The sequence below is a fragment of the Intrasporangium oryzae NRRL B-24470 genome (assembly GCF_000576595.1).
Lineage (GTDB): Bacteria > Actinomycetota > Actinomycetes > Actinomycetales > Dermatophilaceae > Intrasporangium_C > Intrasporangium_C oryzae.
The window spans coordinates 1-24,956 of record NZ_AWSA01000028.1; the positions used below are offsets into that span (position 1 = coordinate 1).

21 protein-coding genes are annotated in these 24,956 nt (G+C 70.7%); 14 read left to right on the forward strand and 7 right to left on the reverse strand.

The genetic code is table 11. The features are described from left to right. A partial coding sequence (locus N865_RS21835; RefSeq protein WP_157557693.1) for a DUF4192 domain-containing protein occupies nt 1-972 on the forward strand: 972 nt, incomplete at its 5' end. Further along, nucleotides 951-2,372 carry a sialidase family protein gene (locus N865_RS13285; protein WP_157557694.1) on the forward strand — a complete coding sequence of 474 codons (1,422 nt, stop codon included), beginning with the start codon at nt 951-953 and terminating at the stop codon, nt 2,370-2,372. The genes N865_RS21835 and N865_RS13285, both read left to right, overlap by 22 nt. Here N865_RS13285 and N865_RS13290 read toward each other — a convergent pair. After that, entirely contained in the window at nt 2,342-3,097 is a 756-nt protein-coding gene (locus N865_RS13290; RefSeq protein ID WP_051510554.1) for an IS5 family transposase, read from the reverse strand. The two genes, N865_RS13285 and N865_RS13290, sit on opposite strands and share 31 nt — an antisense overlap. 233 nt (nt 3,098-3,330) lie before the next feature. Then, a complete protein-coding gene (locus tag N865_RS13295) occupies nt 3,331-3,726 on the reverse strand; it encodes a tautomerase family protein (RefSeq protein WP_034806820.1) in 396 nt (131 codons plus the stop codon). A gap of 275 nt (nt 3,727-4,001) precedes the next feature. Here N865_RS13295 and N865_RS23560 point away from each other — a divergent pair, with 275 nt between their 5' ends. Continuing rightward, a complete protein-coding gene (locus N865_RS23560) occupies nt 4,002-6,812 on the forward strand; it encodes a hypothetical protein (protein WP_034806822.1) in 2,811 nt (936 codons plus the stop codon). Nucleotides 6,813-6,921: 109 nt separating this feature from the next. Here N865_RS23560 and N865_RS13305 read toward each other — a convergent pair whose 3' ends face one another. After that, nucleotides 6,922-7,656: a hypothetical protein gene (locus tag N865_RS13305; protein ID WP_034806824.1), complete on the reverse strand. Its 735-nt coding sequence runs from the start codon at nt 7,654-7,656 to the stop codon at nt 6,922-6,924. Between the two features lie 182 nt (nt 7,657-7,838). On the opposite strand from N865_RS13305, the gene N865_RS13310 reads away from it, so the two are divergent. The 3 genes from N865_RS13310 (at nt 7,839) to N865_RS13320 (ending at nt 12,531) form a co-directional block, all read left to right on the forward strand. Next, nucleotides 7,839-9,920: a sensor histidine kinase gene (locus N865_RS13310; RefSeq protein ID WP_034806826.1), complete on the forward strand. Its 2,082-nt coding sequence runs from the start codon at nt 7,839-7,841 to the stop codon at nt 9,918-9,920. After that, nucleotides 9,917-10,648, forward strand: coding sequence for a response regulator transcription factor (locus tag N865_RS13315; RefSeq protein WP_245603756.1), 732 nt, complete (start codon nt 9,917-9,919; stop codon nt 10,646-10,648). The genes N865_RS13310 and N865_RS13315 overlap by 4 nt, the downstream gene beginning before the upstream one ends. 155 nt (nt 10,649-10,803) lie before the next feature. Next, nucleotides 10,804-12,531, forward strand: a complete 1,728-nt coding sequence (locus N865_RS13320) for a SulP family inorganic anion transporter (protein ID WP_051510555.1) — start codon at nt 10,804-10,806, stop codon at nt 12,529-12,531. Nucleotides 12,532-12,563: 32 nt separating this feature from the next. Here the strand turns inward: N865_RS13320 and N865_RS13325 are convergent, their stop codons facing one another. Then, nucleotides 12,564-12,881: a carboxymuconolactone decarboxylase family protein gene (locus N865_RS13325; protein WP_034806828.1), complete on the reverse strand. Its 318-nt coding sequence runs from the start codon at nt 12,879-12,881 to the stop codon at nt 12,564-12,566. A gap of 431 nt (nt 12,882-13,312) precedes the next feature. On the opposite strand from N865_RS13325, the gene N865_RS13330 reads away from it, so the two are divergent. Further along, nucleotides 13,313-14,893, forward strand: a complete 1,581-nt coding sequence (locus N865_RS13330) for an alpha/beta hydrolase (RefSeq protein ID WP_245603757.1) — start codon at nt 13,313-13,315, stop codon at nt 14,891-14,893. Between the two features lie 184 nt (nt 14,894-15,077). Here the strand turns inward: N865_RS13330 and N865_RS13335 are convergent, their stop codons facing one another. Then, entirely contained in the window at nt 15,078-16,700 is a 1,623-nt protein-coding gene (locus N865_RS13335) for a serine/threonine-protein kinase (protein WP_034806830.1), read from the reverse strand. A gap of 145 nt (nt 16,701-16,845) precedes the next feature. On the opposite strand from N865_RS13335, the gene N865_RS13340 reads away from it, so the two are divergent. The 3 genes from N865_RS13340 to N865_RS13350 all read left to right on the forward strand — a co-directional run bounded on the left by N865_RS13340 (nt 16,846) and on the right by N865_RS13350 (nt 19,207). Further along, nucleotides 16,846-17,757 carry an ABC transporter ATP-binding protein gene (locus N865_RS13340; protein ID WP_034806832.1) on the forward strand — a complete coding sequence of 304 codons (912 nt, stop codon included), beginning with the start codon at nt 16,846-16,848 and terminating at the stop codon, nt 17,755-17,757. Further along, a complete protein-coding gene (locus N865_RS13345) occupies nt 17,747-18,547 on the forward strand; it encodes an ABC transporter permease subunit (RefSeq protein ID WP_034806833.1) in 801 nt (266 codons plus the stop codon). Before N865_RS13340 ends, N865_RS13345 begins: the two co-directional genes overlap by 11 nt. A 153-nt stretch (nt 18,548-18,700) precedes the next feature. After that, the gene (locus N865_RS13350; protein WP_051510556.1) at nt 18,701-19,207 is read left to right on the forward strand and encodes a GNAT family N-acetyltransferase; all 507 of its coding nucleotides are present in this window, start codon (nt 18,701-18,703) and stop codon (nt 19,205-19,207) included. Here the strand turns inward: N865_RS13350 and N865_RS13355 are convergent. Together N865_RS13355 and N865_RS13360 are read right to left on the reverse strand one after the other, a co-directional pair. Next, on the reverse strand, nt 19,194-19,922 hold the full coding sequence (locus tag N865_RS13355; RefSeq protein WP_051510557.1) for a cache domain-containing protein: 729 nt from the start codon (nt 19,920-19,922) through the stop codon (nt 19,194-19,196). The two genes, N865_RS13350 and N865_RS13355, sit on opposite strands and share 14 nt — an antisense overlap. After that, nucleotides 19,919-20,686, reverse strand: coding sequence for a FadR/GntR family transcriptional regulator (locus N865_RS13360; RefSeq protein ID WP_051510558.1), 768 nt, complete (start codon nt 20,684-20,686; stop codon nt 19,919-19,921). The genes N865_RS13355 and N865_RS13360 overlap by 4 nt, the downstream gene beginning before the upstream one ends. Nucleotides 20,687-20,785: 99 nt before the next feature. Between N865_RS13360 and N865_RS13365 the strand changes: the two genes are divergently transcribed. From N865_RS13365 to N865_RS13380, 4 genes are all read left to right on the forward strand, one after another. Further along, nucleotides 20,786-21,853: an ABC transporter ATP-binding protein gene (locus N865_RS13365; protein ID WP_034806835.1), complete on the forward strand. Its 1,068-nt coding sequence runs from the start codon at nt 20,786-20,788 to the stop codon at nt 21,851-21,853. 11 nt (nt 21,854-21,864) lie between these two features. Beyond that, a complete protein-coding gene (locus N865_RS13370) occupies nt 21,865-23,079 on the forward strand; it encodes an ABC transporter substrate-binding protein (protein WP_034806911.1) in 1,215 nt (404 codons plus the stop codon). A 164-nt stretch (nt 23,080-23,243) separates the two neighbouring features. Beyond that, nucleotides 23,244-24,056 carry an ABC transporter permease gene (locus N865_RS13375; protein ID WP_034806837.1) on the forward strand — a complete coding sequence of 271 codons (813 nt, stop codon included), beginning with the start codon at nt 23,244-23,246 and terminating at the stop codon, nt 24,054-24,056. An 11-nt stretch (nt 24,057-24,067) separates the two neighbouring features. After that, a complete protein-coding gene (locus tag N865_RS13380) occupies nt 24,068-24,886 on the forward strand; it encodes an ABC transporter permease (RefSeq protein WP_034806839.1) in 819 nt (272 codons plus the stop codon). Nucleotides 24,887-24,956: the final 70 nt, after the last annotated feature.

Consider the following 24,956-nt stretch of genomic DNA (forward strand, 5'->3'; position numbering starts at 1 on the left):
GCCATCCCCTACCTCCTCGGCTTCGAACCAGCCCGGTCCCTGGTCGCGGTCGCCCTCAAGAACGGCCGGCTCGGGCTCACCTCCCGGATCGACCTGCCCGACCCGGGCGAGCCCGGACGGGCCGCACGGGTGCTCATGCCGGCGCTGCGCCGCGAGGGCCCGGACCAGGTCATCCTGATCGGCTACGAGGACACCCCCGGCCACGCGGCCGCCGTCCTCGAGGCCTTCGGCGCCGCCCTGCAGGGGGCCGGGATCGGCCTGCGGGACCGGCTCCTGGTCACCGGCGGGCGGTGGCGCTCCCTGGACTGCACCGACCCGGGCTGCTGCCCACCCGAGGGCACCCCCATCGGGCGCAGCCGCGCCGGCCTGGCCGTCGCCTCGGAGTTCGTCGGGCAGGGCATCGCGCCCCTGCCGGACCCGGCCGCGCTCGCCGCGCTGCTCGAACCCACCGACCAGGCCCGCCTCGTCCGCCAGCTGCTGAGCCGGCCCCGCCGAGTCCCCCAGCCGCGGGTCATCGGCGGCCTCTGGGCCAGGATCCTCGACGTGCACCAAGACCACGGCCCAGACCCGGCGGACATCACCGTCCAGGACGCGGCCTGGGCCGCCCGGACCCTGCGGGACGTCGCCCTGCGGGACGGGATCAGCGGCTGGCTGACCCCAGGCACCCTCGAACTGCCCGAGCTACCCAAGCACGTCCGGGGCGCCCTGACCCGGCTGGGTCCGGGTTTCGTCGCGCGAGCCGCAGCGGCTCCGACGTTCGACGCGCACTTCAAAAGAGGGCGTGATGCAGCCGGTGATCAAGACCGGCAAGCCGAGTCGCGCAGGTGCCCGGGATCTCGGCGAACGTGGCCGCCGGCCACGGCCTCTCGGTACGATTCACCGAGGAGGACTTCGTGCCGCGGACGGTCGGCCGTGGCGTTCTTCGTGATTCCAACGGACTGGGAGTTGTCATGCGCCGGTTACCGTCCCTGATCACGGCTTTGGCCGCAGCAATGACCTTGGCGGCGCTGGTGCCGCCCGCCGCAGCGAATGCGGCAGCCACCCCCGCCAACGTCGACGTCAGCCAGCGCCATCTCAACGAGTCGGAGGAAGCCGTCGCGGTCAACCCGACCAACCCCGACAACATCGTCATTGTCACCAATGTCGGTCATCGCGAGGCTGGGCTGACCGCTGGAATGTTCGAAGCGGCGAGCTTCGACGGCGGGCAGACGTGGACCACGAAGCTGATCGGGCTCGGCGCCGGCGATCCGCTGGGCGACAGCTGCTGTGACCCGAGCCTGTCCTTCGACCAGTACGGCAACCTGTTCATGACCTACCTCTACCAAGTGGAGGACACAGTCCCGATCGCCCTGAGCACGGACGGCGGCTTGTCGTTCAGCGTGATGGCGAACATCTCCAAGTCGGACCTGCCGCCCAAGAAGGGCGCCGGTGACAGCCGCGGACTGTTCCGGTTCGTCGACCAGCCCACGATCACGTCGGGCGCGGGCCAGGTGTGGGTGGTGTTCAACGCCGGAGGGCCGATCGTCGCCACCGGTGCCCCGGTCAGCGGCCTCGGGCGGGTAGGGACGTTCGTTCCGGTCGAGGTCGTACCGGGGACCAACAACTGCACCTACGGCGACGTCGCGATCGGCCCCAACGGACAGGTGATGCAGGCGTGCAACCTGACCGAGAGCGGACAAGGCGGCGGGAAGATCTTCGTGAACGTCGATCCGGACGGGGTCGGGCCTGCCGGATTCGGCGACCGGATCTTCGTCACCGAGACCCACGTCGGCGGCTACGACTTCCTCCCGGCACAGCCGGACCGCTCCGTCGACGCCGAGGTCGGTCTGGCGTGGGACCGGACGGGCGGCCCGCACCACGGCCGCGTATCGATGGTGTACACCCGAGAGACCAAGAACGAAAGCGACGACACCGACGTCTACGTCCGGCACTCAGATGACGGCGGAGCCACCTGGAGTGCCCAGACGCGAGTCAACGACGACGCCACCCAGAACAGCCAGTTCCTCCCCAAGATCGCGCTTGATCAGTCGACCGGAGACCTCGCCGTGGTCTGGTACGACGCCCGCAACGACCAGGGAAGCGGCGCCCCCGGCGATACCGACGGACTGAACAACGACGACGCGCAGTTCTGGGGAGCATTCAGCACAGACGGCGGCAACACCTTCGGGCCCAACCGTCAGATCAGCGCCGGCACATCGAACTCGCGCGACTCCGGCAACGGAATCGACTACGGCGACTACTCCGGGCTCGCCTTCGACCACGGGCTCGCCCACCCCGTCTGGTCGGACAACTCCAACAGCACGGGCAACAACCCGGACGGGGCGCTGCACCAGTTGGACATCTACACAGCCGTGTTGCCCGCCGCCGGGTAGCCCGCACCGCGGCAGCTGCCGGCGGCGCCGGCAAGGTTGTAGGCGGCCACGCGAAACAGTGCCGCGCCCGCACCGCCTTGATGGCGATCTCCACATCCTTCTCGGCCACGCCCGCCCGCGGGCGGCGCCGGCGCCGTCATCGAGCGGCTCGACCCCGCCATGGCAACTCGGAGCCTGGGCGGATGGATCCGGATCAGCCTTCGCGCGCTGGTCCGCATGGCACTGGGTGCCTGGCCGGGTGTCAGGAGGAAGGAGAGGACCCCGCGGTGCTGGTCGCAGGCCAGGTGGGTCTTGGTCGACCGGCCGCCGCGGGAGCGGCCCAGTGCGTGGTGATCCGGCTCTCCGGCAACGAGATCCACGCTGTCGCGCCTCGCGCCGGCGGCGTGGACGTGGGCGCGGGAGGTGGTCGAGTCGACCGACACCTGCCAGGAGAGCTTGCCGGCCGCGTCCGCAGCCGCGATCAACGCGGCCTCGATCCGTTCCCAAACCCCGAGCAGCTGCCAGCAGGCGAACAGCGCGTACACCCGCCACCACGGCCCGTACCGCTCGGGCACGTCCCGCCACGGGCAGCCCACCCGGGTGCGGTGCCGGACACCGTCCACCAGGGCTCGCAGCGGGTATCGGCGCGGCCGTCCCCGGGTCGAAGCGGTCGGCAGCAGCGGCTCCAACAGCGCCCACTGGGCGTCGCTCAGGTCATGGCGGGACGCGGCGGATATCGTGGACACGAGGCCTCCCGCAGCGGCGTGGGTGATTCGACACCAACTGCGTTACTCCGGAGGCCTCACCTCATGCCCGATGACACGCCGACGCCACATCCGCCACTTTCGTAACAGGCCTAAGGCCGGGGGTGGGAAAGGGGAGGCGCCCACCGGGCGGAGGGGGGGTGCGGGGTGGGCGCCTCTCGGATGTGAAACGACGCCGGCAGCCCATTCGTTACGGCAGCCTCGAACTGCCGTGCCTACACGTTGACGTCGAAGCCGAGGTCGATGTCGCAGGCCGCCTGGCCTCCGGAGATCCCCCAGTTCTCGGTGTCGCTCTCGCGCAGGAGGATCGAGACGTGGTCGCGCGGGATGCCCAAGCCTTCGAGCCGCTCGACGATCTCGCGGTAGAGGTTGCGCTTCGCCTCGACCGACCGTCCACGGAAGCAGTCGACCGTGACACGGGTGACGCGATCCGGCTGGGATCGTCCTGGTGAGTGCGTGAACCGGTGCGGCTCGTAGCTGACGAGCCGGACGTGCTTGTCCTCCGGCGGGATCTTGAAGGCGGCCACCAGGGAGTCGTGAACGGCATCGATGAGGGCGATCTCCTCGGCCACGGTGTACGAACGACGAACCTCGACAAGGGAACTCGGCATGGGCCGACCTTAGTCGGGGCGACGCCTGAGGCGAGGATCCAGATCGGTACGCTGCTACCCGGCCTCTCGAACCGGGCAGCGGCCGCCCGCCATAAAGGGCTCCAGTCTCAGCGCGCACGTCAGCGTCCGGTCAGCGTTGTATCCGGTCTTGGCTGGCGGTACCTGATCCGTTGAGGGCTGGCCCTCGTGCGCCCCACGTCCCCCGCTATTGCCCGGCCGCTCGATCGTCCCTACCGTCATGGAGACAACCGCCTTGACGTGAGGAAGCGGCAGCCATGTCCCTGCGTATCGAGCGTTCCTCGGACCTGCCTCGCAGAGCCGCCCTCTTCCTGCGCGACCACAGCACCGGCGCCCCGATCGAGTGCGCCCCGGTGTACGCCCACGCCACCCTTCGCATCGAGGGCTCGTCACCGATGGACGTGCCGCTCGGGCTGCTCGGGACCGACCACGTGGGCTTCGCCTCGTGGGACCTCTCGCCGGTGCGCCGGCGGCTGTCGGACATGCTGACCCAACCGGCCGGACAGGCCGTCCCGTGCTACGTCGACGCGATAGTCGCTGACGTGGCATCGACGGGCCTGGCACCCATCGACCTGCTGCGGGTGGACCAGGCGCAGGGCGCGGCCTTCGCCGTCACGGCCGCCGTCGAGCGGGCCGCCGTGGTGGTCTCCCCGCGTGGCTCGTTGCCTGCGCTTCAGGACGGGTCGTTGACCGATTGGCATCTCTCCCCGGCGTCCTTCTCATACCTCCCCGCGGAGGTCGTGGGGGAGGCTGGAACCGAGACCCTTCTGCCGAGCACGGCGGCGCACAGCCACTTCCAGTTCGTCCAGACCGTTCCCTTGGCCAAGCGGTATCAGGCCACGTTGGCGTCGGACCCCGACTGGAAGAGCCCCTCCGAGCTGGGCGTGCACTTCTTCCCCACCACCGCGGTGACGGCGATGGACCTCGCCACCCAAGACCCCAGTATCCAGGTCAGCAATCTGGATCTCGGATCGGAGGAGTTCACGAAGTTCAAGGTTGAGGACAACAGCCACATCCGCTTCGCAGCCATCGTCACCTACGACGTCACGTGGGTGCCGGTCGGGCACGGCCTCGGCGAAGTCGTCTACAGCCTGCCACTCGCGCCGGCCGAGATGGTCCGGGTCGCCGTGATCGACTGGGCCCGCCGGTCCACCGACAGCAAGGTGCAGCAGGTGGTCAGCGGGGAGGTCCTGGACCACGAGCAGACACGCGATCGAGCCGTCAGCGAAGTCGTCATGGCATCGGCGCGCGAGGTCTCCGGTACGACCGGGCTGCTCGGGTCGATCGCGGACGGTGTCACGGCCGGCGTGGCGAGCAAGGCCGTCCAGACCCTGGGGATGAGCGCTTCCTCCTCACTGAGCGCGGGCACTCGGGAGACCACTGCCAACACGACCAACAAGCTGCTCGACCAGTTCCGCCAGCACTCGACCGCCCAGCGGCAACTCACCTCCTCTGTCGTGGTGACCTCGTCGCAGCAGGAGATCACCCAGGGCAGGTCCCGCGTGGTGCGCAACTACAACCACTCGCACGCGATGACGGTCCTTTACTACGAGGTCCTTCGGCACTTCCGGGTGACGGTCCGCGCCGATGCCGGGAGACCCGCCATCCTCCTCAAGCGCGAGCTCAGGGCGTTCACGCACGCGACGATCTTCGCTCACCGGGCTGTGCTGGAGCGGTGCCTCTTGGACGGCTCGATGGTGGGAGGACTGGCCATCGCCGAGACCCTGGTGTCGGCCGCCCTCCTCAAGGCCGCGCCGCCGCCGGACCCCGGAGGCGAGCCCATCACGCTGTTCACGATCTACCTGCGCACCGGAACGCTCCACAACCCCGACGTCGGCGGCCGGTACCGATGCTCGATCACCTACCGGGACGAGGCGGGGATATCCCACGAGGCCTACCTGCAACGACTCATGCCCGACGAGCACGCGCTGGACGACCTCTCCGACCCGCCCATGATGCAGCTTCCGCACAACGACGAGATGGTGCTCGCCGTGCTTCCCGACACGGCAGTGGACGGCAGCAACCTGCCGCCACGGCTCTGCCAGCGAGACCTCCTCTCGCTGAAGTTCGAGATCACCCTCGCGGCGCGTAAAGACACCCACTGCGAGTACGAGTTCTTCCGCGTCGACGTCCGCACGGTCAAGGGCAGCGACATCATCATCGTCGACGACCACCGGCCCCCTACCGTGATCGGGGTGGCGCCGAAGGAGTTCTTCCACCGCGTCATCAGCGCACCCGACCCGCCAGGGAGGCAGAGCGCGATGGACCACCTCACCATCGAGGACCGGACCCTCTTCCTGCGACTGCTGGCCCACCTCAACTCGAACCGTCAGTACTACTGGCGGCAGATCTGGATGCGCGAGGAGCCCGGGGCCCGACTCGTCGCGAACGGCGGTCTGCAGCTGGAGATCGCGGGGGTCAAGCACGACTTCTTCGAAGCGGTCGACAACGTCATCGTCGACGTGGTCGGGGACGAGGTCGTGATGCCTCTTTCGGGGGACCTGCTCGACGAGATCGACTACCGAGGCGAGGAGACCTCGGACGAGACGCTGATCAGCCTCCCCACGCGCGGCGTGTTCGCAGAGGCCAAGCTGGGCCAGTCCAACGCTTCCGAAGTCATCGATGGCACGCGGTTCTGGGACTGGCAGACGTCCCCGATCCCAGACACGGCCGACCCACTGACCGGTCTCAGCCTCGCGACCCGGAGTCAGGCGGTTGACCTCGGCGCGACGGCGCTCGGTCCCGGCCTCGCGATCGTCCAACCGCCCGCCGCACCGGACCCGGTGGCGATGGCCAACGCGCTGACCCTGCTCCAGCAGTCGGCGTTGTTCCAGGCCGGCTTGACCCCCGAGAAGCTGGCCGACCTCCTCAAAGGCCAGGACAAGCCCGGCGAGGACAAGCCCGGCGACGGCAAGCCCAGCGACGGCAAGCCCGGCGACGGCAAGCCCCAAGACGGCAAGGGCGACGAGAAGCCCGGTGGGGTGGGCCCGCAGCAACCAGAGGCGAAGCCGGACCCCAAGAAGCCTAAGGAGCCCAAGGAGCCCGCGGAGCCCGCTGACAATCCCTGACCAGACTGGTCGGCTCCCGACCGGAGGAGGTCCCGTCCTGCACCGATGGCCGCCAGCTGGCCGGCGCGGTGACGTCACCGCCCCGGGCGCCGACGCCCTGCGGCAAGCCTCACTGGGCCAGACGGTCCCCGACTGCCGGCCGGCGGCCCATGAGCTGCACCCCCAGGGTGGCGAATCCCGCGACGAGCAGTGCGCCGCTGACGAGGTCCCCGACGACACCGTCGACCGGCAGGAAGCCGACGACCACGTCGGAGACGACGGCGGCGACGACCGTCCACCCGGCCCACCGGGAGAACTGCCCGGAGCGCACCACCGCGACGCCGACCAGCAGCACGCCGAGCGTGAAGACGTAGTGCCCGAGCAGGAGCGGAGCAGCGGCACCCGCATCCGTCATCAGCGAGTCCATGACGCGAAGAGCCGACGCGCGGTCGACGCTCGGCGACGTCGCGGCATAGAACACGAGATTGACCCCGGTCAGAGCGGCGTGCGCCATGACGAGGCCGTAGAGGAGGGTCCCCATCGCGATGTGGCCGACTCGGCGCCCCCGCCCCACGACCGGCCCCAGGAGGCCGAAGAAGCCGGGCAGGAAGAGGATGGTGGCCGCCAGTCCGACGAACGCGGCAACCAGCCCGGGTGCGCGGTGCCCGGCCCAGCCGGCATAGACCGATGCCGCGTCGTTGCCCGCCTCGGGCGCGAGCAGCTCAGCGGCGCTGAAGGCGACGGGGGCGAGGACCAGGCAGCAGCCGGCAACGCGGCGTCGGAAGGAGTCCGCTCTCGCAACATCGGTGGGGCTCGGTGCGGTCGCGGTGGATGCGGTCGTGGCGTCGGTGGTCGAGTGAGACATGGTGGTCCCTTCGTCTGGCCGGCTCCCATCGGCCGGCTGTCGTCACAGAGTCGGCTGATCGCACCCAGCCGCGTGAGAGTGCGTGCCGCACTCGTGACCGGATGACCCGGTGCGGAAAACCGCACCACCCGGTGTGGTCGACCTGCGGGACAGAACGGGCATCCGGACGCGACACTGGCGAGATGACGATCCGCGGGCGCAGCATCGCGATGACTCTCACGTGCGTCGCACTGCTCGCGATCCCACCCGTTGTCGGAGCACGTGCGGGCCATCTCGCCGAAGGCGCCCGCGGCCTACCGCAGACCGCGGCATTCCTCGCCGCAGGCGCCCTCGCACTGCTGTCGCAGCCGCGACACCGCGGTGCTCGCCGCCTCTTCGGGACCGGCGTCGTCATGGCGGTCGGATACGTGGTGGGCTCCGCCTATTCCGCCCACCGCCTCGACGGCGGCGCCCCCGCCTGGCAGCCGGTCATCGTGCTCCAGGCCCTCGAGATCGGCCAGGCGCTCACCCTCCTCGGCCTGCTGGCCGTGTTCCCCGACGGGCACTACCGCTCGGATGCCGACCGGACGGCCGTCCGGGCTCTCGCGGCCGTGGCGGCCGCCGTCGTCCTGGCCGCGCGCTTCGGCGCGACGCGCCCGACCTATCCCGGCTCCTTCATCTGGGGCGACCGTGTCAGCGCCGTCAACCCGACTGTCCAACCCGGTCTCGCCTGGCTCGGTCCGGTCGCCGAGATCGCCTACCAGGCCAGCTTCCCCGTGTGCCTTCTCGCGGGTCTCCTGCTGCTTGTCCTGCGCTTTCGAGGGTCCGAGCCGGCGCAGCGACGCCAGATCCGCTGGCTCGCGTTCGGTGCCCTCGTGACTGTCGTGACGGGCGTGACCCTCGGCGCGCTCGGCCCCTGGGTCCAGACGCTGCCGACGTGGCTCGTCTACGTCCTCTATGCCCCAGCCGCCCTCGCGCTGCCCATGTGCCTTGGCCTCGGCATGGTGCGCGACAACGTCCTCGACATCGATGCCGCCATCCGACGGTCGATGGCGTATGCCGTCCTGTGGGTTCTCGTCGGCGCCCTCTGCGTCGGCGCGGCGCTGGGACTCGGGGTGCTCGCGGGCACCACGTTGCCGCTGCCTGCCGCGATCGGGCTGACCGTGGCGGCGAGTCTCCTGCTCGCCCCCTTGCGCGGTCGCCTCGAGCGCCTGGCGGATCGGGTCGTGCACGGCCGGCGGCTCTCGGGCTACGAGCTCATCACGCGGCTCGGCGACCGTCTCGAGGCGGCTCCGACCCCTGACCAGGTTGCGCCCGAGGTCGCGGGCGACGTCCGCGTGGGCATCGAGGCCTCGTGGGTGCGCGTCGTCGTCGACCCGGATGCCGACCGGGATGTCGATCCCGATGCCGGATCGCACCTGGGCGGCCAGGTGGTCGGGGCGGCAGGCCCAGTACCGGAGGCGGCGGCGCCCGCCCTGCGGGTCCCGCTGGTCCGTGGCGGAGCCACGATCGGGGCCATCGAGTGCGGGCCGAAGATCGAGGGGCGCTACTCGACGAGCGACGTCCAGCTGCTCACCTCGCTGGGCCAGCAGGCCGCGCTCGCGATCCACAACGGGTGGCTGGCCGGCCAGCTCCAGGCCCGTGTCGACGAGCTCGCAGCCTCGCGGGCCCGGCTCGTCGCGGCCGAGGAGGCGGGGCGGCGCCGGCTCGAGCGTGATCTCCACGACGGCGTGCAGCAGGATCTCGTCGCCCTGCTCGCCCGGGTCGGTCTGGTGCGCAACCAGATCCGTCGGGACAGCGCTCTGGCGGAGGCAAGCCTCCTCGAGGTGGCACGAGACGGTCAGAGAGCCCTCCTCGCGGTCCAGGAGGTGTCCCGCGGCCTCCATCCCCCGCTCCTCAGCGATCGAGGCCTGGTCGAGGCGGTCCGCGAGCGCGCCTCCCGGATGCCGATCCCGGTCGACGTGCGAAGCGGGCTCAACGGGAGTGGGCGTCTTCAGCGCGACGTCGAGCACGCAGCATACTTCGCCATCGCCGAGGCCATGACCAACGTGGTCAAGCACTCCGGTGCCTCGAGCGCTGTGGTCAACATCGAGCGAAGCGATGCAGCCCTCCGCATCGACATCACAGACGACGGCCACGGGTTCGACACGGAGCGGGTCGGTCTGAGGGGACTGCTGGGCCTGACCGACCGCATCGAGGCCCTCGGTGGACGACTCACTGTGACCAGCGCGCCGGGTTCCGGTGCCTCCCTGTCCTTCACCATCCCGGAAGGGACGCCGTCGTGACCGCTCCGTCTGCCTCTCAACGGTCCTCGACGGGACCGCTGAAGGGCGAGCCGCGCCGAGAGCCCCTTCGGGTCGTCATTGCCGAGGACAACTACCTTGTCCGCGAGGGCACTCGCCGGCTTCTCGAGGACTCCGGTGAGGTCGATGTGGTGGCCGCTGTCGACGACGCGACCGACCTGCTCGCTGCCGTCGCTGCCCTCCAGCCCGATGCGGTCATCACCGACATCCGCATGCCTCCGGGCCACGGGACCGAGGGCATCGATGCCGCTCGAACGATCCGCCGGGATCACCCGGGCATCGGTGTCATCGTCCTGTCCCAGCACTCCGATGCGGCATACGCCACGGAGCTCTTCAGGGACGGGACCGAGGGGCTCGGCTACCTGCTCAAGATGAGCATCGCCGACCTCGACGAGCTGCTCGCGGCCATCCGCTCGGTCGTCGCCGGACGCTCGGTCGTCGACCCGGTCGTCGTCCAGCGGCTCGTCGACCAGCGGGTGCGTCAGGGCGCCTCGCCGCTCCAGACCCTCGCGCCTCGCGAGCGGGAGGTGCTCCGCGAGATGGCCGAGGGGCGGACCAACGCGGCCATCGGGGCGCGCCTGCACCTGTCGGAGTCGGCGATCGAGAAGAACGTCAACGCGATCTTCACCAAGCTCGGGCTCGGCGCCGAGCAGGGCGTGAGCCGTCGGGTCGCGGCGGTCCTGGCCTACCTGCGCGCGGACCCTGACTGAACCCCGCTCACGAGGGGCGGCCGACACCGGCCTGAGGCATTCTTCGTTGTGGTCAGGCCGGATCCACTAGCGTCACAACCTACTCGGACACCGTGCCCACCGGGGCCCCGCCCCAGCGAACCGGGGCGCGGCCTACACCTCGAGATGGATGCGCCATGAAGAAGTCGCACCGGGCGAGCCTGGCTCTGGTCCCCCTTGTCGGCCAGCTCCGCTCCTACGACCGGTCGTGGCTCAGGGGCGACCTCGTCGCCGGGGTCACCGTCGCCGCGCTCATCGTCCCCAAGAACCTCGGGTATGCCGGAATCGCCGGGATCCCCCTGCAGAACGGCCTTTATGCCGCGGCGGCCGGCGCGATCCTCTATGCCGTCTTCGGTACGTGCCGGCAGATCTCGATGGGGCCGAGCTCGGGCCTCGCGGCTGTCGCGGCGAGCGCGGTGCTCACGGCAGGCATCACCGACGAGCAGCAGGTCGCCTCGTTCGTCGCGGGGATCACGCTGGCCTCGGGCCTGCTCTTCCTGCTCCTGGCACTGCTCAGGATGGGCTGGATCGCCCAGTTCCTCTCGCGGGCCGTGGTCACCGGCTTCCTCTTCGGTGCGGCCGTCGACGTGGTCATCGGAGAGCTCCCCAAGCTGACGGGGACCGACGTCTCCGGCTCCAACCCGATCCAGGAGCTGTGGTCGTGGCTCGGCACCCTGGGCCAGGCGCACGGCGCGACCGTGGTGGTGGCCGCCGTCTCCCTGGCCGTGGTCTTCGGCCTGAGGGTCGTGGCGCCCGCGGTCCCCGGGGCGCTCGTCCTCGTCGTCGGCGGCCTGTTGGCGGACTGGTTGCTCGACCTCGGAGCCAAGGGAGTCGCCGTCGTGGGGGAGGTGCCCAGGGGGTTGCCTTCGCTCCAGGTTCCTGACGGCCAGCTCCTGCGGGACAACATCGGCACGACGGCGGTGGCGGCGGTGGCGTTGCTGCTCATCGGCTTCTCCCAGACCGCGGGGGACGCACGGTCCTTCGCGGCCAAGCATCGCTACCAGGTCGACATCAACCAGGAGTCGACGGCGCAGGCGCTCGCCAACACGGCTTCCGGGCTGTTCCAGGGCATGCCCGTCTCCACGAGCCTGTCGGCGAGCTCGCTCAACGACCACTCGGGGGCGAAGACCGGTCTGGCCTCGATCACCTCCGGCGTGACGGTCCTGCTCACGCTGCTGTTCCTCGCGCCGGTCTTCTCCAGCCTGCCGACTCCGGTGCTCGCCGCGCTCATCATCGAGGCCGTCGTCATGGGCATGATGAACCTCCCCGAGATGCGACGGCTCGCCCGCGTGCAGAGGTTCGACTTCTGGATCGCGGTCGCGGCGATCCTCGGCACGCTCGTCTTCGGGGTGCTCGCAGGCGTGATCATCGGGATCTGCCTGTCGCTCGTCTGGCTCGTCTGGGTCGTCACCCACCCGGCCATGCCCACCCTCGGGCGCCAGTCCGGAACTCAGGTCTTCCGCGAGGTCGACGAGCACCCCGGTGACGAGGTGGTGTCCGGGGTGGCCGTGATCCGGCTCGATGGCGGCCTCTTCTTCGCGACCGCGGATGCGCTCGATGACCGCCTGCGCGAACTCATCCACTCGACGCCTGACCTCACGGGGATCGTGCTCGACTGCGAGGGGATCAACTTCGTCGACTCGCAGGGTGTCGCGAAGATGGCGGAGCTCGCGACCCTCGCCGACGAGTCCGCCGTCCGCCTGCGACTGGCCCGGCTGAAGCCGGACGTCCGAGCGACCCTGGACAGGGACGGTGTCATCGAGCGGATCGGCCTGGACCGGGTCCACGGCAACGTCTACCGAGCCGTGGAGGCAGAACTCGCGGCGTCCGCGGGCGGCGCCGGTGGCCTGCCCACCGAGGTCTGAGCCCCTGGTCGCTCTCTCGCGGCCCCGGCTCGCTACTCCTCCTCGGCGGCGAGGATCGCGATGGCGTAGCCCAGGGCGTCCGAGATGTTGGCCGCTGCCTTCATCGTCCTCGCGGTGCCGATGATCGGCGCGATCGCGACGAGGATGCCCTGGACGGTGTCGATGGTCACGCCCGACTCGACGGCGGGACCGACGTGGGCCAGGTAGGAGACGGGACGGGCGTCGACGGCGGCCAGGGCGGCGATGCGCACCATGAGCAGGCTGTCCGGCGGCAGGGTGGACCGCTCCAGGGAGGCGGCGGTCATGGCGCCGATGACGTCGAGGACTGGGGTTTCATCCTGGGTGGACACATGGACTCCCTCGGTGGTGGGTGAGATGACGGGACGTCAGGCCGTCTCCGGCCAGGTCGCCGGTGACGCTGACCAGAGACCGCCCGACAGCCTCGAACCTAGGCACGGCGTGAAGCGGCTGCGTCATCCCGGGTGGATGAGCCAGCGGCGCAGCCGGGGCCGAACCGGCCAGCGGGTGCCCGAGAGGATCTCGCCGTTGCCCGCATTCACCCACTTTCGGCCACCGGCTGTGGCAGCGTGTGCCCGAGAGGTTTCATGACCTGGATCGGATCGAGGACGTCATGACGGGTCAGGTGGCAGCCGGTCAACCGCTTCCCGACGTCTCCGGCGCGCCGCCCGGGGAGGCGACGACGCCTCCCGTGCAAGCGTCACACTCACGGCGATTTCGCGGGCTTCTCCATGCCACCCTCCCCGGGTGCTGGGGGGCCGTCGTGTTCGCAGCCTTGTCGTTCACGCCGTCGCTGCTTCCGCGCGGAGGCGTCCTCCAAGGGATCGTGTGCGGCATCACCGCGGCCATCGGATACGGGCTCGGAGTGTTCGTCGCCTGGATCTGGCGCGCCTTCGCCGATCGCGAGGCGCGTGTGCCGCGACCCTCGTCCTGGCGTGTCTTCCTCATCGGCGCCAGCGTGCTCCTGATCGTCGCCTTCGGCCTGGGCCAGTACTGGCAGCACGAGATCCGGTCGCTGATGGGCGTCACCGAGTACAACCTCGCGCTGGTCATCGCGTCGCCCTTCGTCGCCGCGTTCTTCTTCGGGCTGTTCCTGCTCATGGGGCGGGGCATTCGTCGCGTCTACAGATGGGTCGCGGAGCTGCTCAGTCGCCGGTTCGGGCGGCGCGCGGCCGCCGCGACCGGCTGGATCCTCGTGGCGGTCACCGTCTACCTCGTCGTCAGCGGCATCCTCCTCGACGGCCTGGTGAGCGCGATGGACGAGGCATTCTCGGTGCGCAACACCATCACCGAGGAGGGTGTGGTGCGACCCACGACCGGACTCCGTTCCGGCGGCCCGGGATCGCTCGTCGCCTGGGAGACGCTCGGCCGGGAGGGCCGCACGTTCGTCGGCTCTGGCCCCACGGCCCAGGACATCGAGACGATCGTGCACCATCCGGCGAAGGAACCGATCCGCACGTATGCGGGTCTTGAGTCGGCCGACGACGCCGAACGCCGAGCGGCCCTGGCTGTCGACGATCTCGAGCGAGCCGGCGGCTTCCAGCGCGCCAACCTGCTCGTGGTGACGACGACGGGCAGCGGCTGGGTCGACCCCGCGCTGGTCGCCCCCTTCGAGTACCTGAGCGGCGGCGACGCGGCCACCGTGGCGATCCAGTACTCCTACCTGCCGTCGTGGCTCTCCTTCCTCGTGGACCAGACGAAGGCTCGGGAGGCGGGGCGTGAGCTCTTCGACGCGGTCTACGACCGCTGGTCACACCTGCCACAGGACCAGCGGCCCAAGCTGTATGTCGCCGGCGAGAGCCTCGGAAGCTTCGGCGGCGAGACGGCCTTCAGCGGCGAGTACGACCTGCGCAACCGCACCGCAGGCACGGTGTTCGCGGGGCCACCGAACTTCAACACCCTCTTCCGCGAGTTCAGCGACCACCGGGACGCGGGCAGTCCAGAGACCCAGCCGGTGTACCGGAACGGCCGGACGGTGCGGTTCGCCTCGGACGCCAGCACCGCCATACCGCCTCCGGGCCAGCCCTGGGACGGCACGCGGGTCCTCTACCTGATGCACCCGTCCGACCCGATCGTCTGGTGGTCTCCGAACCTGCTCTTCACCGAGCCGGACTGGATCCATGAGGCCCCGGGCAGCGACGTGCTCGAGAGCATGGTGTGGATGCCCCTCGTGACCTTCTGGCAGGTCACGGCCGATCTCCCGTTCTCGACCGGGGTCCCGCCCGGCCATGGGCACAAGTACACGACGGAGTACGTCGATGCCTGGTACGCCGTGATGCGTCCCGTCGGGTTCCAGGCGGACGACCTCAGTGCGGTCAGGAAGGCCGTTGCGGCCTCGGGGTAAGCCGTCGCGTCACTCCTTCGCCATGGGGCCCAGTCGCCGGCTACCCGTCCACGGACTTCAGCGACGCCGAGAAGGCGGGGATCGACATCGGGTCGGCGACCAGACCCAGGGAGGCCAGCCCGTCGTGATCCACGCCCGGCTGAGGGGGTACGTCGCGCACGTGCCGTGGTAGGCGAACCGAGCCCTACCTCTGCGTGCTGCTGAGGACCTTCGACCGGTCGATCTTGAGGACCCCGTCCTGCTCGACCATGCCGAAGGAGGTCCGCTCCACGAAGATGCGGCCGTCTGAGAAGTGGTATGTGACGGTCGCCGTCGCCGAGCCGGGCGGGGACCCTGCAGCGTCGGACACCCCGACACGGTCGATCGAGCCCCAGAAGGCGGCATACGTCTCGCGGTTCTTCGACGTGGTGCGCTGGTAGCGCTCCGTGAGGCGCGCCCACCCGGCGTCGAGGTTGTCTGGGAGCACGGCGTAGTAGTCCTCGACCGCTCGCGCCAGCTGGGCAGCCGTGGGGGCGCCGGCCCCGGAGGCGGGGGCCGACGTGGACGGGGACGATCGCGGGGGAGTCGAGGTGGAGGGGCGCGCCGTCGGGGCGCTCGAGCTCGGCCTCGGGGAGGGCGACGTGCTCGTGCCCGCGGAGGAGCTCCCCGCGGCGCGCGCGGGGGTGGGCGCATCGACCTGGAGCGAGCGCACGGCGAGGACGAGGACTGCGAGGGCGACGAGCAGGGCGAGCCCGACGAGTGCGTCTCGTCGCCGGTGGCGGTCGGGCGGCTCCGTGCCTGCCTCCCCCCGCCGTGGTCCCGCGGGCTCGAGGAGAGCGGCGGCGAGGGCCTCGTGAGGCGGGTGGGTCGCCCCTCGAGCGCCTTCCTCGGCCGCCCCTGTCGCCCCGACGGGCACCGTCGCCGTGGGGGCCGCGCGGCCCGCCGACGGCTCGGTGCCGGGCACGGGTGCCTCGGGCAGGACCAGCGTGGTGCCGAGCTCCTCGGCGGACCCCGCGGGCGCGCCCCGGAGCAGCCGGGCCACCTCGTCCATCGACGGCCGGTCGCCCGGTTCGGGGGCGAGCATGTGCAGCAGGAGAGGAGTGAGCGGTCCTCCCTCGGCGGGAGGCATGATCGTGCCCGAGGCGACACGGTGGAGCAGGGCCATCGGGTTCTCGTGGGTGCCGAACGGCGGTGCCCCCTCGAGGGCGGCATAGAGGGTGGCCCCGAGCGAGAAGACGTCCGACGCGGGGGTCGAGTCGCCACCGCGTGCGACCTCCGGCGCGAGGTACGCGGGCGTGCCGGTGACCATGCCGGTCGAGGTCAACGACACGTCGCCGAGTGCGTGGGCGATGCCGAAGTCGCTGATCTTCGCTGTGCCGTCGGCCGCGATGAGGACGTTGCCCGGCTTGACGTCACGGTGCACGATGCCGACGTCGTGCGCGGCCGCGAGCGCCGACGCCACCTCGCTGCCGATGCGCGCCACGGTCACGGGTGGCAGCGTCCGGCGCTCGCGGAGGATCTCGTGCAGGCTGCGCGAGGGCACGTACTCCATGACGAGACACGGTTCGCCGTGGTTGGCGACGACGTCGAAGACCGCCACGGCGTTCGGGTGGTGCAGACGCGCCGTGATCCGTGCCTCCCGCATGGCCCGCTGGCGCCAGACCTCGGACTCCGCCTCGTCGTACCCGGGCGCCAGGTGCAGCTGCTTGACGGCCACGTCCCTTCCGAGCCGCTCGTCCGTGGCCCGCCAGACGAACCCCATGCCTCCGGTGCCGATCCGCTCCAGCAGCCGGTAGCGCCCGTCGACGACGTCGTCGCGTCGGCTCATCGCTGGCGTCCTGCACGTGGGCGTCGGGGCGAGGTCATCGTGACAGCGAACCACATCGAGCCGCCCGGCTGGGGATCGCGGCCCGGACGACGGAACAGGTCCAAAGGCCCTGTCCAGGGTCACCACCACCGGCGAGCCTGAAGTCATGGTGGACGCACCGGTCATCAGCACGCGAGGCCTGACGAAGTCGTACGGCCCGACCCTCGCGCTGCAGTCGCTCGACCTGCAGGTCGATCGCGGGGAGGTCTTCGGTTACCTCGGTCCCAACGGCGCAGGCAAGACGACGACCCTCCGGCTGCTCGTCGGTCTGCTCCGCCCGACGAGCGGCACTGCCCAGGTCCTGGGCCTCGATGCGTGGAGCCAGTCGGTGGAGGTGCACCGCCGGGTCGGGTACCTCTCCGGCGAGCCGGGTCTCTACCCACGGCTCACCGGGCTCCAGCACGCCTCCTACCTGGCCCGCCTGCGCGGGACGCGCGACACAGCCCCCGCGCAGGCGCTGGCAAGGCGCTTCGACCTCGACCTGGGCCGGCCGGCCCAGGACCTGTCGAAGGGCAACCGGCAGAAGCTCGCGCTCGTTCTCGCGCTCATGTCCCGACCGGAGCTGCTCGTCCTGGACGAACCGACCGGCGGGCTCGACCCGCTCGCGCAGCAGGCGTTCTACGACATCGTCCGGGAGCACACGACGACGGGCGGGACGGTCCTGCTCAGCTCGCACGTCCTCAGCGAGGTCCAGCGGGTCGCGGACCGGGTCGGGGTGCTGCGTGAGGGCGCGCTCGTCGCCGTGGAGCGGCTGGACACCCTCCGCGGGCGCTCGCTCCACCACGTCCGGGTGGCCTTCTCGGACTCCGTGGACGCACGGGAGTTCCTCGGCATCACCGGGGTGCGGGACCTCGTCGTGAGCGACCACACGGTCGCCTGCAGCGCCCCCGAGGTGGCCATCGACGCGATCGTCAAGGCGGCGGCGCGACACACGGTCGTCGACTTCGAGTGCGCGGAGGCGGACCTCGAGGAGACGTTCCTCGCGTACTACGGTCAGGAGGCTCCCGGTGTTCGGTGACGTGCTCGTCAAGACGCTGCGCGACCAGAAGCGCAGCCTGCTCGGCTGGGTGGTCGCGATCGTCCTCGTCGTGCTCATGTATGCCGCGATCTGGCCGAGCATCCGAGACCAGCCCTCGCTCAACGACTTCCTCGACCAGATGCCCGAGGCGTTCCGCTCCCTCTTCGCGACCTCCGGTGCGGACATGTCCACCCCCGCCGGCTACCTCCAGATCGAGCTCATGTCGTTCATGGGCCCGATCCTCGTCCTGCTCTACACGGTGACCCAGGGGACCGGCGCCGTTGCGGGCGAGGAGGACCGTCACACGCTCGACCTGCTCCTGACCAACCCGGTCAGCCGGACGCAGGTCGTCCTCGAGAAGGCCGCCGCCCTCGTGGTGGGGACCGTCCTCATCGCGGCCGTCACGGGCGTCTCACTCCTCTTCTTCGGCAGGCTCTTCGACATGAGCCTGCCGCCGGGGATGGTGGCCGCGGCGATGCTCCACCTCGCGCTCCTCGGTCTCGTCTTCGGCTCGATGGCGCTCGCCATCGGGGCCGTGACCGGACGCCCGGCGCTGGCGCGCGGCATCCCCGCGTTCGTCGCCGTCGTCGCCTACCTCGTCAACGGACTCGGCCCGATGGTCTCCTGGCTCGAGCCGCTCCAGCGCTACTCGCCCTTCTACCAGTACGTCGCCCACGACCCGCTCCGTCACGGGGTGTCGTGGCCGTCCGTCCTCGTCGCGGTCGCGACGGTCGTCGTCCTGCTCGCTGTCGCGGTGTGGGGCTTCCGGCGCCGCGACGTCCGCGGCTGAACCTCGGACTGCCCGAACCCATCCCGGCCGTATGCCGTCGAGCCGGCTCCCACGGGCGCCCGCGTGACAGCGTGGCCGGGCCGGGCGGCATACCGCGTGACGGAAGTGGGCGCTCGCGACGTCGGGCGTCCCGATCCGGCCTAGGGTGTCGGCATGGTTGACGTGATCCTCCGTCCCCTCCGTCCGGGCGAGCTCGCCGAGGCCCGGATGGGCGAGTCCGACTTCGACGACTTCGGGCCCCGGCCGGGCTACAGCCAGCCGCCGTCGTGCCGCGTCGACGACAACGGCTCCCTCGCGGTCGTCGCCGAGGGCCAGGTCGTCGGTGGTGTCGGCTGGCGGTGGAACCAGTGGGGTCCCAACGCCGCGTCACGCTGCCCGATGATCGGCATCTACCTCCGGCCGAGCGCGCGCGGCTACGGCGTCGGGACCGAGGCCCAGCGCCTCGTCGTCGACCTCCTCTTCCGGCACACCGCCGCCAACCGGGTCGAGGCCCACACCGACGTCGACAACCTCGGTGAGCGCCGCGCGCTCGAGAAGATCGGCATGCGCGCCGAGGGCATCACCCGGGGAGCCCAGTGGCGTGATGGCACGTACCACGACGGCTGGCTCTACGCGATCCTGCGCGCCGAGTGGCAGTCCCGCGCGGTCAGCGCCGGCTGATCGCGAAGAAGGGAAGGTCGTCGCACCGGGTCGCCCGCCACGGCGCGTCTGGCGCGTCGTCACCGGCGAGCCACCGGGCGAGCGGGAGCCCGCGCACGAGGTCGCCGGTCACCCAGGCGGGGTCCGACGACGTGACGATGCGGCCCGACGCGTTGACGACGAGGCAGGGCGGCTCGATCCCGTCGAGGACCTCGAGGAGGTGCTCCTCGAACCACGCGACGAGGACGTCGGCTCCGACGATCCCGACGAACTCGCCGGCGACGTGCACGGGCTGCGTGAAGGTCAGGGTGTACTGGTCGGTGCACACGTAGTCGACGTAGGGGCCGGTGATGTGACGTTCGCCCGACTCGAAGGGTCTTGAGTACCAAGGCAGCTCGGTGTAGTCGCGGAATCCGATCGCCCGCGTGTCGGTCTCGGCCGCGAGCTTGGACACGGTCGGCCTGGACGCGCCGTCGACGACCCACCACTCCAGCCAGTAGGGGGCGTCGGCGAGTACCCCGGGTGCCATGACGGCCCCGGCGCCCGCGACCGGCACGGTCGGGTCGGTCAGCATCGACCGGCAGAGCTGCTCGAGGCGGAGGTCGGCCCGTCGTGGCGCATCCCGCGACACGTCGTCCGCGAGCCGTGCCGCGAGCACGTCGAGGCGCTCGAAGAGGTCGTGCGCGAAGTCCGCCACCCACCGGGCGACGTCCTCCTGCCTCGTCACGACGGTCATGGGGTCCTCCTCGTCCGGCTGCCGCGGGCGTGCCGGTGCAGTGTCCGCACCGAGTCGAACAGCTCGCTCACATGGTCCTCCGCGCGGGCCCGTGCCGTCCCGGGATCGCCACCGGCGACGGCCGAGGCGATGCGCTCGTGGGCTGCCGTGGTTGCCGCGGCCCCGCCGGCCTCGGCGTGGGCGAGCCAGAGCAGCGGCCCGGCCTGGCGCTGGAGCGCCATCTCCTCGCGCGTCAGGCGCGCCGACTGGGCGACCGCGGCGAGCTCGAGATGGAAGTTGCCCTCCAGCCGGGGTATGCCGCCGGGCTCGTCGGGTGCCGCCCGCTGGGCTGCGAGCCGGTGCAGCCGCGTCAGGTCGTCCTCGTCGGCTCGCTCGGCCGCGAGGTAGGCGCACCGGCCGCTGATCGCCGTGTAGTGGTCGGCAAGGTCGCGCAGGTCGCCGAGCCCGAGGTGCGCGAGACGGGCGAGCATGGCCGCCCGGCCTCCGTCGGCGGGGGAGCGGACGAAGGACCCGCCGCCGCGGCCGCGCCTCGTCACGATGAGGTCCGCCTCGCGGAGCGCGCCGAGCGCCTCTCGGACGGTGACAGTGGCGACGCCGAACCGGTCGGCGAGGTCCCCCTCGTGGGGGAGCATGCACCCGTCGGGGAGCAGGCCGAGGGCGATGGCCTCGCCGAGCCTGCGGGTGACGGCCTCGGCGCGGCCCTCGGCGGGCAGCGGCGCGAAGACCGCGGCATACGGACCGAGCGGCAGCGAGCGGTCGACCATCACACCTCCGAATCAATTTCCCGAATCCCTTGCGCGTAAACATATGGACCCATACCTTTTGCGTCCAGAACCTCAGGCCATCGATTCGAGGAGCCACACATGACGGCGACACCCCCGCCGGCGATCCGGCTCGACCGACTCCGCAAGGAGTTCACCGGTACCCCGCCCGTCGTCGCGGTCGACGACGTCGACCTCGACGTGGGCCAGGGCGAGTTCTTCTCGATGCTCGGGCCCTCGGGCTCGGGCAAGACGACGGTCCTGCGGATGATCGCCGGGTTCGAGGAGCCGACCGCCGGGCGCATCGAGCTCGACGGCGAGGACGTGACGCGCCGCCAGCCCTACGACCGCGATGTCAACACGGTCTTCCAGGACTACGCCCTCTTCCCCCACATGACGGTCGCCGACAACGTCGAGTACGGCCTGCTCGTCAAGAAGGTCAGCCGCGCCGAGCGCCGCACCCGCGTCGCCGAGGCCCTCGAGCAGGTCCGCCTCGGCGACCACGGAGCGCGCCGTCCGTCCCAGCTCTCGGGCGGCCAGCGCCAGCGCGTCGCCCTCGCCCGCGCCCTCGTCAACCGCCCCCGGGTGCTCCTCCTCGACGAGCCCCTCGGTGCCCTCGACCTCAAGCTGCGTGAGCAGATGCAGGTCGAGCTCAAGGCGATCCAGCGGGACGTCGGCATCACCTTCCTCTTCGTCACCCACGACCAGGAGGAGGCCCTCACCCTCTCCGACCGGATCGCCGTGTTCAACGCGGGACGGATCGAGCAGGTCGGCACGGCGCGCGAGGTCTACGAGAGCCCGAGGACCGCGTTCGTGGCGGGCTTCGTCGGCACCTCCAACCTCCTGACCGGCGAGGCGGCCCGCACCGTCGTGCGCCGCGACGGCTCCTTCGCGATCCGCCCCGAGAAGCTCGTCGTCACCCCGGTGGACGGGACGGCGGGTGCGGCGGCCCCGGGGCGCCCGACGGCCACCGGTGTGCTCGAGGAGGTCGTCTACGGCGGGCCGACGACACGCTTCGTCGTCCAGCTCGACGCGGGGGCCCGCCTCACCGCGCTCGAGCAGAACTCCGGGTCCGGCTCGGCCGGCGCAGCCCTGCGCCGCGGCGACCGGGTCCGGCTCGACTGGGACCCCGAGCACGTCATCGACGTGCCCGAAACAACAAGCAAGTGAAGGAGAACGGCGTGCGAACGTCAAAGAAGAAGGGCCTCGGGGCGCTCGCTGCCGTGGCCGTGCTCGCCCTGGCCGGCTGTGGCAGCAGCACGCCGGCAGGCGGCGGCTCCACCGCCGGTGCCGGCGGCTTCAAGGTCCCCGACCTCAAGCCGCTCGACAAGCTCGGCACCCCCGAGGGCGAGGTCAAGGTCCTCGCGTGGCCCGGCTACGTCGAGGATGGCAGCAACGACCCCAAGGTCGACTGGGTCAGCGACTTCGAGAAGTCCACCGGCTGCAACGTCACCGTCAAGACGTTCGGCACCTCGGACGAGGCCGTCCAGCTCATGCGCACCGGCGAGTACGACACCGTGTCCGCCTCGGGTGACGCCACGCTGCGCCTCATCGCCGCCGGTGACGTCGAGCCGGTCAACACCTCGCTCATCACCAACTACCCGGACATCTTCGACTCCCTCAAGAACCAGCCGTGGAACTCCGTCAACGGCGTCTCCTACGGCATCCCGCACGGGCGCGGCGCCAACCTGCTCATGTACCGCACCGACCTCGTCAAGCCGGCCCCCGACTCGTGGGGTGCCGTCTTCGACAAGGCGGGCGCCCAGGCCGGCAAGGTGACGGCATACGACTCGCCGATCTACATCGCCGACGCCGCGCTCTACCTCATGTCGACCAAGCCCGAGCTGGGGATCAAGGACCCCTACGCCCTCGACGACAAGCAGCTCGCCGCGGCCGTCGACCTCCTCAAGGCGCAGAAGGCCAACGTCTCGGAGTACTGGAGCGACTACCTCAAGGAGGTCCAGGCCTTCAAGAACGGCACCTCGACCGTCGGGACGACGTGGCAGGTCATCGCCAACGTCGCCCAGGCGGAGAAGGCGCCCGTCGAGGCGATCCTGCCCAAGGAGGGCGCGACCGGATGGTCGGACACGTGGATGGTCTCGGCCAAGTCGAAGCACAAGACCTGCGCCTACAAGTTCATCGACCACATCGTCTCGCCGAAGGTCAACGCCCAGATCGCCGAGTACTTCGGTGAAGCCCCGGCCAACCGGAAGGCGTGCGCCGAGACGGCCGACCCGAACCACTGCAAGACCTACCACGCCGAGGACGAGGCGTACTTCGCCAAAGTCCACTACTGGAACACGCCGATCAGCGCGTGCCTCGACGGCCGGACCAACGTCAAGTGCACCGACTACGCGGCATGGACCAAGGCCTGGACCGAGATCCGCAACAGCTGATCTCCCCTGAGCGCGGCGGCCGCCCGGACCCCTGACGGACGGCCGCCGCACCCTCACGCCCGACCGGGCGTGACCGCGTGAACCAGCTGCCCACCGTGAGCCGGCTGCCCACCTGCACACCTGATCCCTGACCGGATCCCCGATCCCACCCGAGGAAGGCCACGATGCGGAGACGCCTGGGTCTCGCCGCCCTGCTCACCCCGCCGATGCTCTGGCTCGTCGTCGCCTACCTCGGCGCGCTCGTCGCCATCTTCGCCACGGCATTCTGGACGACCGACCCGTTCACCAACCTCGTCGTGCGGACCTTCACGCTCGACAACTTCCGCGAGCTGCGGACCCCGACCTACCTTGGGATCATCGGCCGCACGATCCTCATCGCCGCCCTCGTGACCGTGCTCTGCGTCGTCGTCGCCGTGCCGTTCGCCTTCTTCATGGCCCGGGTCGCCCCGGCGCGGTCGCGCAGCCTCCTGCTCGCGCTCGTGCTCGTCCCGCTCTGGGCCTCCTACCTCGTCAAGGCCTACGCGTGGCGGGCGATGCTCCAGCCGAGCGGGGTGCTCGAGAGCGTGTTCGGCACGACCCCCGGCTACGGGTTCGCCGCGGTCGTGATCACCCTCAGCTACCTCTGGCTGCCGTACATGATCCTGCCGGTCTACGCGGCCTTCGAGCGGCTCCCCGAGAGCCACCTCGAGGCGTCGGCCGACCTCGGCGGGCGGCCGTGGACGACCTTCCGACGGGTCGTCGTCCCCGCCCTCTGGCCGGCGATCGCGGCGGGCTCGGTCTTCACCTTCTCGCTCAGCCTCGGCGACTACATCGCCGTCTCGATCGTCGGCGGCAAGCTCCAGGTCCTCGGCACCGCCGTCCTGCAGAACATCACGCTCGACCTGCCCTTCGCCGCGGCGCTCGGCACCTCGTCGGTCGTCGTCATGGTCCTCTACCTCCTCGCGGTGCGCCGGGCCGGCGCCCTCGAGAACCTCTGAGGGGTTCGCACATGAAACTCGGACGCGGCGCCCGGATCGCGCTCTCGGCCTTCGGCGTGCTCGTGCTCGCCTTCGTCTACGTCCCGCTCGGCGTCGTCGCGATCAACTCGTTCAACAGCGACAAGACCTTCGGCTGGCCGCCACCGGGCTTCACGACCCAGTGGTGGCAGGCCGCCTTCGAGGCGCAGGGACCCCGCGACGCGCTGCTCGTCTCGATCAAGGCGGGCCTGGGCGCGACGGCCATCGCGCTCGTCCTCGGAACCCTCCTCGCGCTCGCGCTGAGCCGCTACGACTTCTTCGGAAAGCACTCGATCTCGATCCTCGTCGTGCTGCCGATCGCCCTGCCCGGCATCGTCACCGGTATCGCGCTCCAGTCGGTGATCCAGAACATCCTCAGCCCCGTCTTCGGCATCAGCGCGGGACTCTTCACGATCATCGTCGGCCACGCGACCTTCTGCATCGTCATCGTCTTCAACAACGTGACCGCCCGACTGCGCCGCCTCGGGGGGTCGCTCGAGCAGGCGTCGGCCGACCTCGGTGCGCGACCGTGGACGACCTTCCGGCGGGTCACCTTCCCGCTGTTGCGCTCGAGCCTCATCGCCGGCGCGCTCCTCGCGTTCGGCCTCAGCTTCGACGAGATCGTCGTGACGACCTTCACCGCGGGTCCCGACAGCCAGACGCTGCCCATCTGGATCTTCAACAACCTCTTCCGGCCCAACCAGGCACCGGTCGTCAACGTCGTCGCGGTGGTCCTCGTCGTCCTGTCGATCTTCCCGGTCTGGCTCGCCCAGCGGCTCGGCGGCACGGACGCGACCGAGAGCCGTCTCTAGCCGGACGACGACCACGGGGTATGCCGCCGGGCCGACGTGCCGGCGCCGGCACCCCACCGACGAGGGGCCT

Bases quoted from the DNA above. Each gene is read 5' to 3' on its own strand.
- N865_RS13285 (WP_157557694.1), top strand. From the start codon at position 951: ATGCGCCGGTTACCGTCCCTGATCACGGCTTTGGCCGCAGCAATGACC.
- N865_RS13295 (WP_034806820.1), bottom strand. From the start codon at position 3,726: ATGCCGAGTTCCCTTGTCGAGGTTCGTCGTTCGTACACCGTGGCCGAG.
- N865_RS23560 (WP_034806822.1), top strand. From the start codon at position 4,002: ATGTCCCTGCGTATCGAGCGTTCCTCGGACCTGCCTCGCAGAGCCGCC.
- N865_RS13305 (WP_034806824.1), bottom strand. From the start codon at position 7,656: ATGTCTCACTCGACCACCGACGCCACGACCGCATCCACCGCGACCGCA.
- N865_RS13310 (WP_034806826.1), top strand. From the start codon at position 7,839: ATGACGATCCGCGGGCGCAGCATCGCGATGACTCTCACGTGCGTCGCA.
- N865_RS13320 (WP_051510555.1), top strand. From the start codon at position 10,804: ATGAAGAAGTCGCACCGGGCGAGCCTGGCTCTGGTCCCCCTTGTCGGC.
- N865_RS13335 (WP_034806830.1), bottom strand. From the start codon at position 16,700: ATGAGCCGACGCGACGACGTCGTCGACGGGCGCTACCGGCTGCTGGAG.
- N865_RS13340 (WP_034806832.1), top strand. From the start codon at position 16,846: ATGGTGGACGCACCGGTCATCAGCACGCGAGGCCTGACGAAGTCGTAC.
- N865_RS13350 (WP_051510556.1), top strand. From the start codon at position 18,701: ATGGTTGACGTGATCCTCCGTCCCCTCCGTCCGGGCGAGCTCGCCGAG.
- N865_RS13355 (WP_051510557.1), bottom strand. From the start codon at position 19,922: ATGACCGTCGTGACGAGGCAGGAGGACGTCGCCCGGTGGGTGGCGGAC.
- N865_RS13360 (WP_051510558.1), bottom strand. From the start codon at position 20,686: ATGGTCGACCGCTCGCTGCCGCTCGGTCCGTATGCCGCGGTCTTCGCG.
- N865_RS13365 (WP_034806835.1), top strand. From the start codon at position 20,786: ATGACGGCGACACCCCCGCCGGCGATCCGGCTCGACCGACTCCGCAAG.
- N865_RS13375 (WP_034806837.1), top strand. From the start codon at position 23,244: ATGCGGAGACGCCTGGGTCTCGCCGCCCTGCTCACCCCGCCGATGCTC.
- N865_RS13380 (WP_034806839.1), top strand. From the start codon at position 24,068: ATGAAACTCGGACGCGGCGCCCGGATCGCGCTCTCGGCCTTCGGCGTG.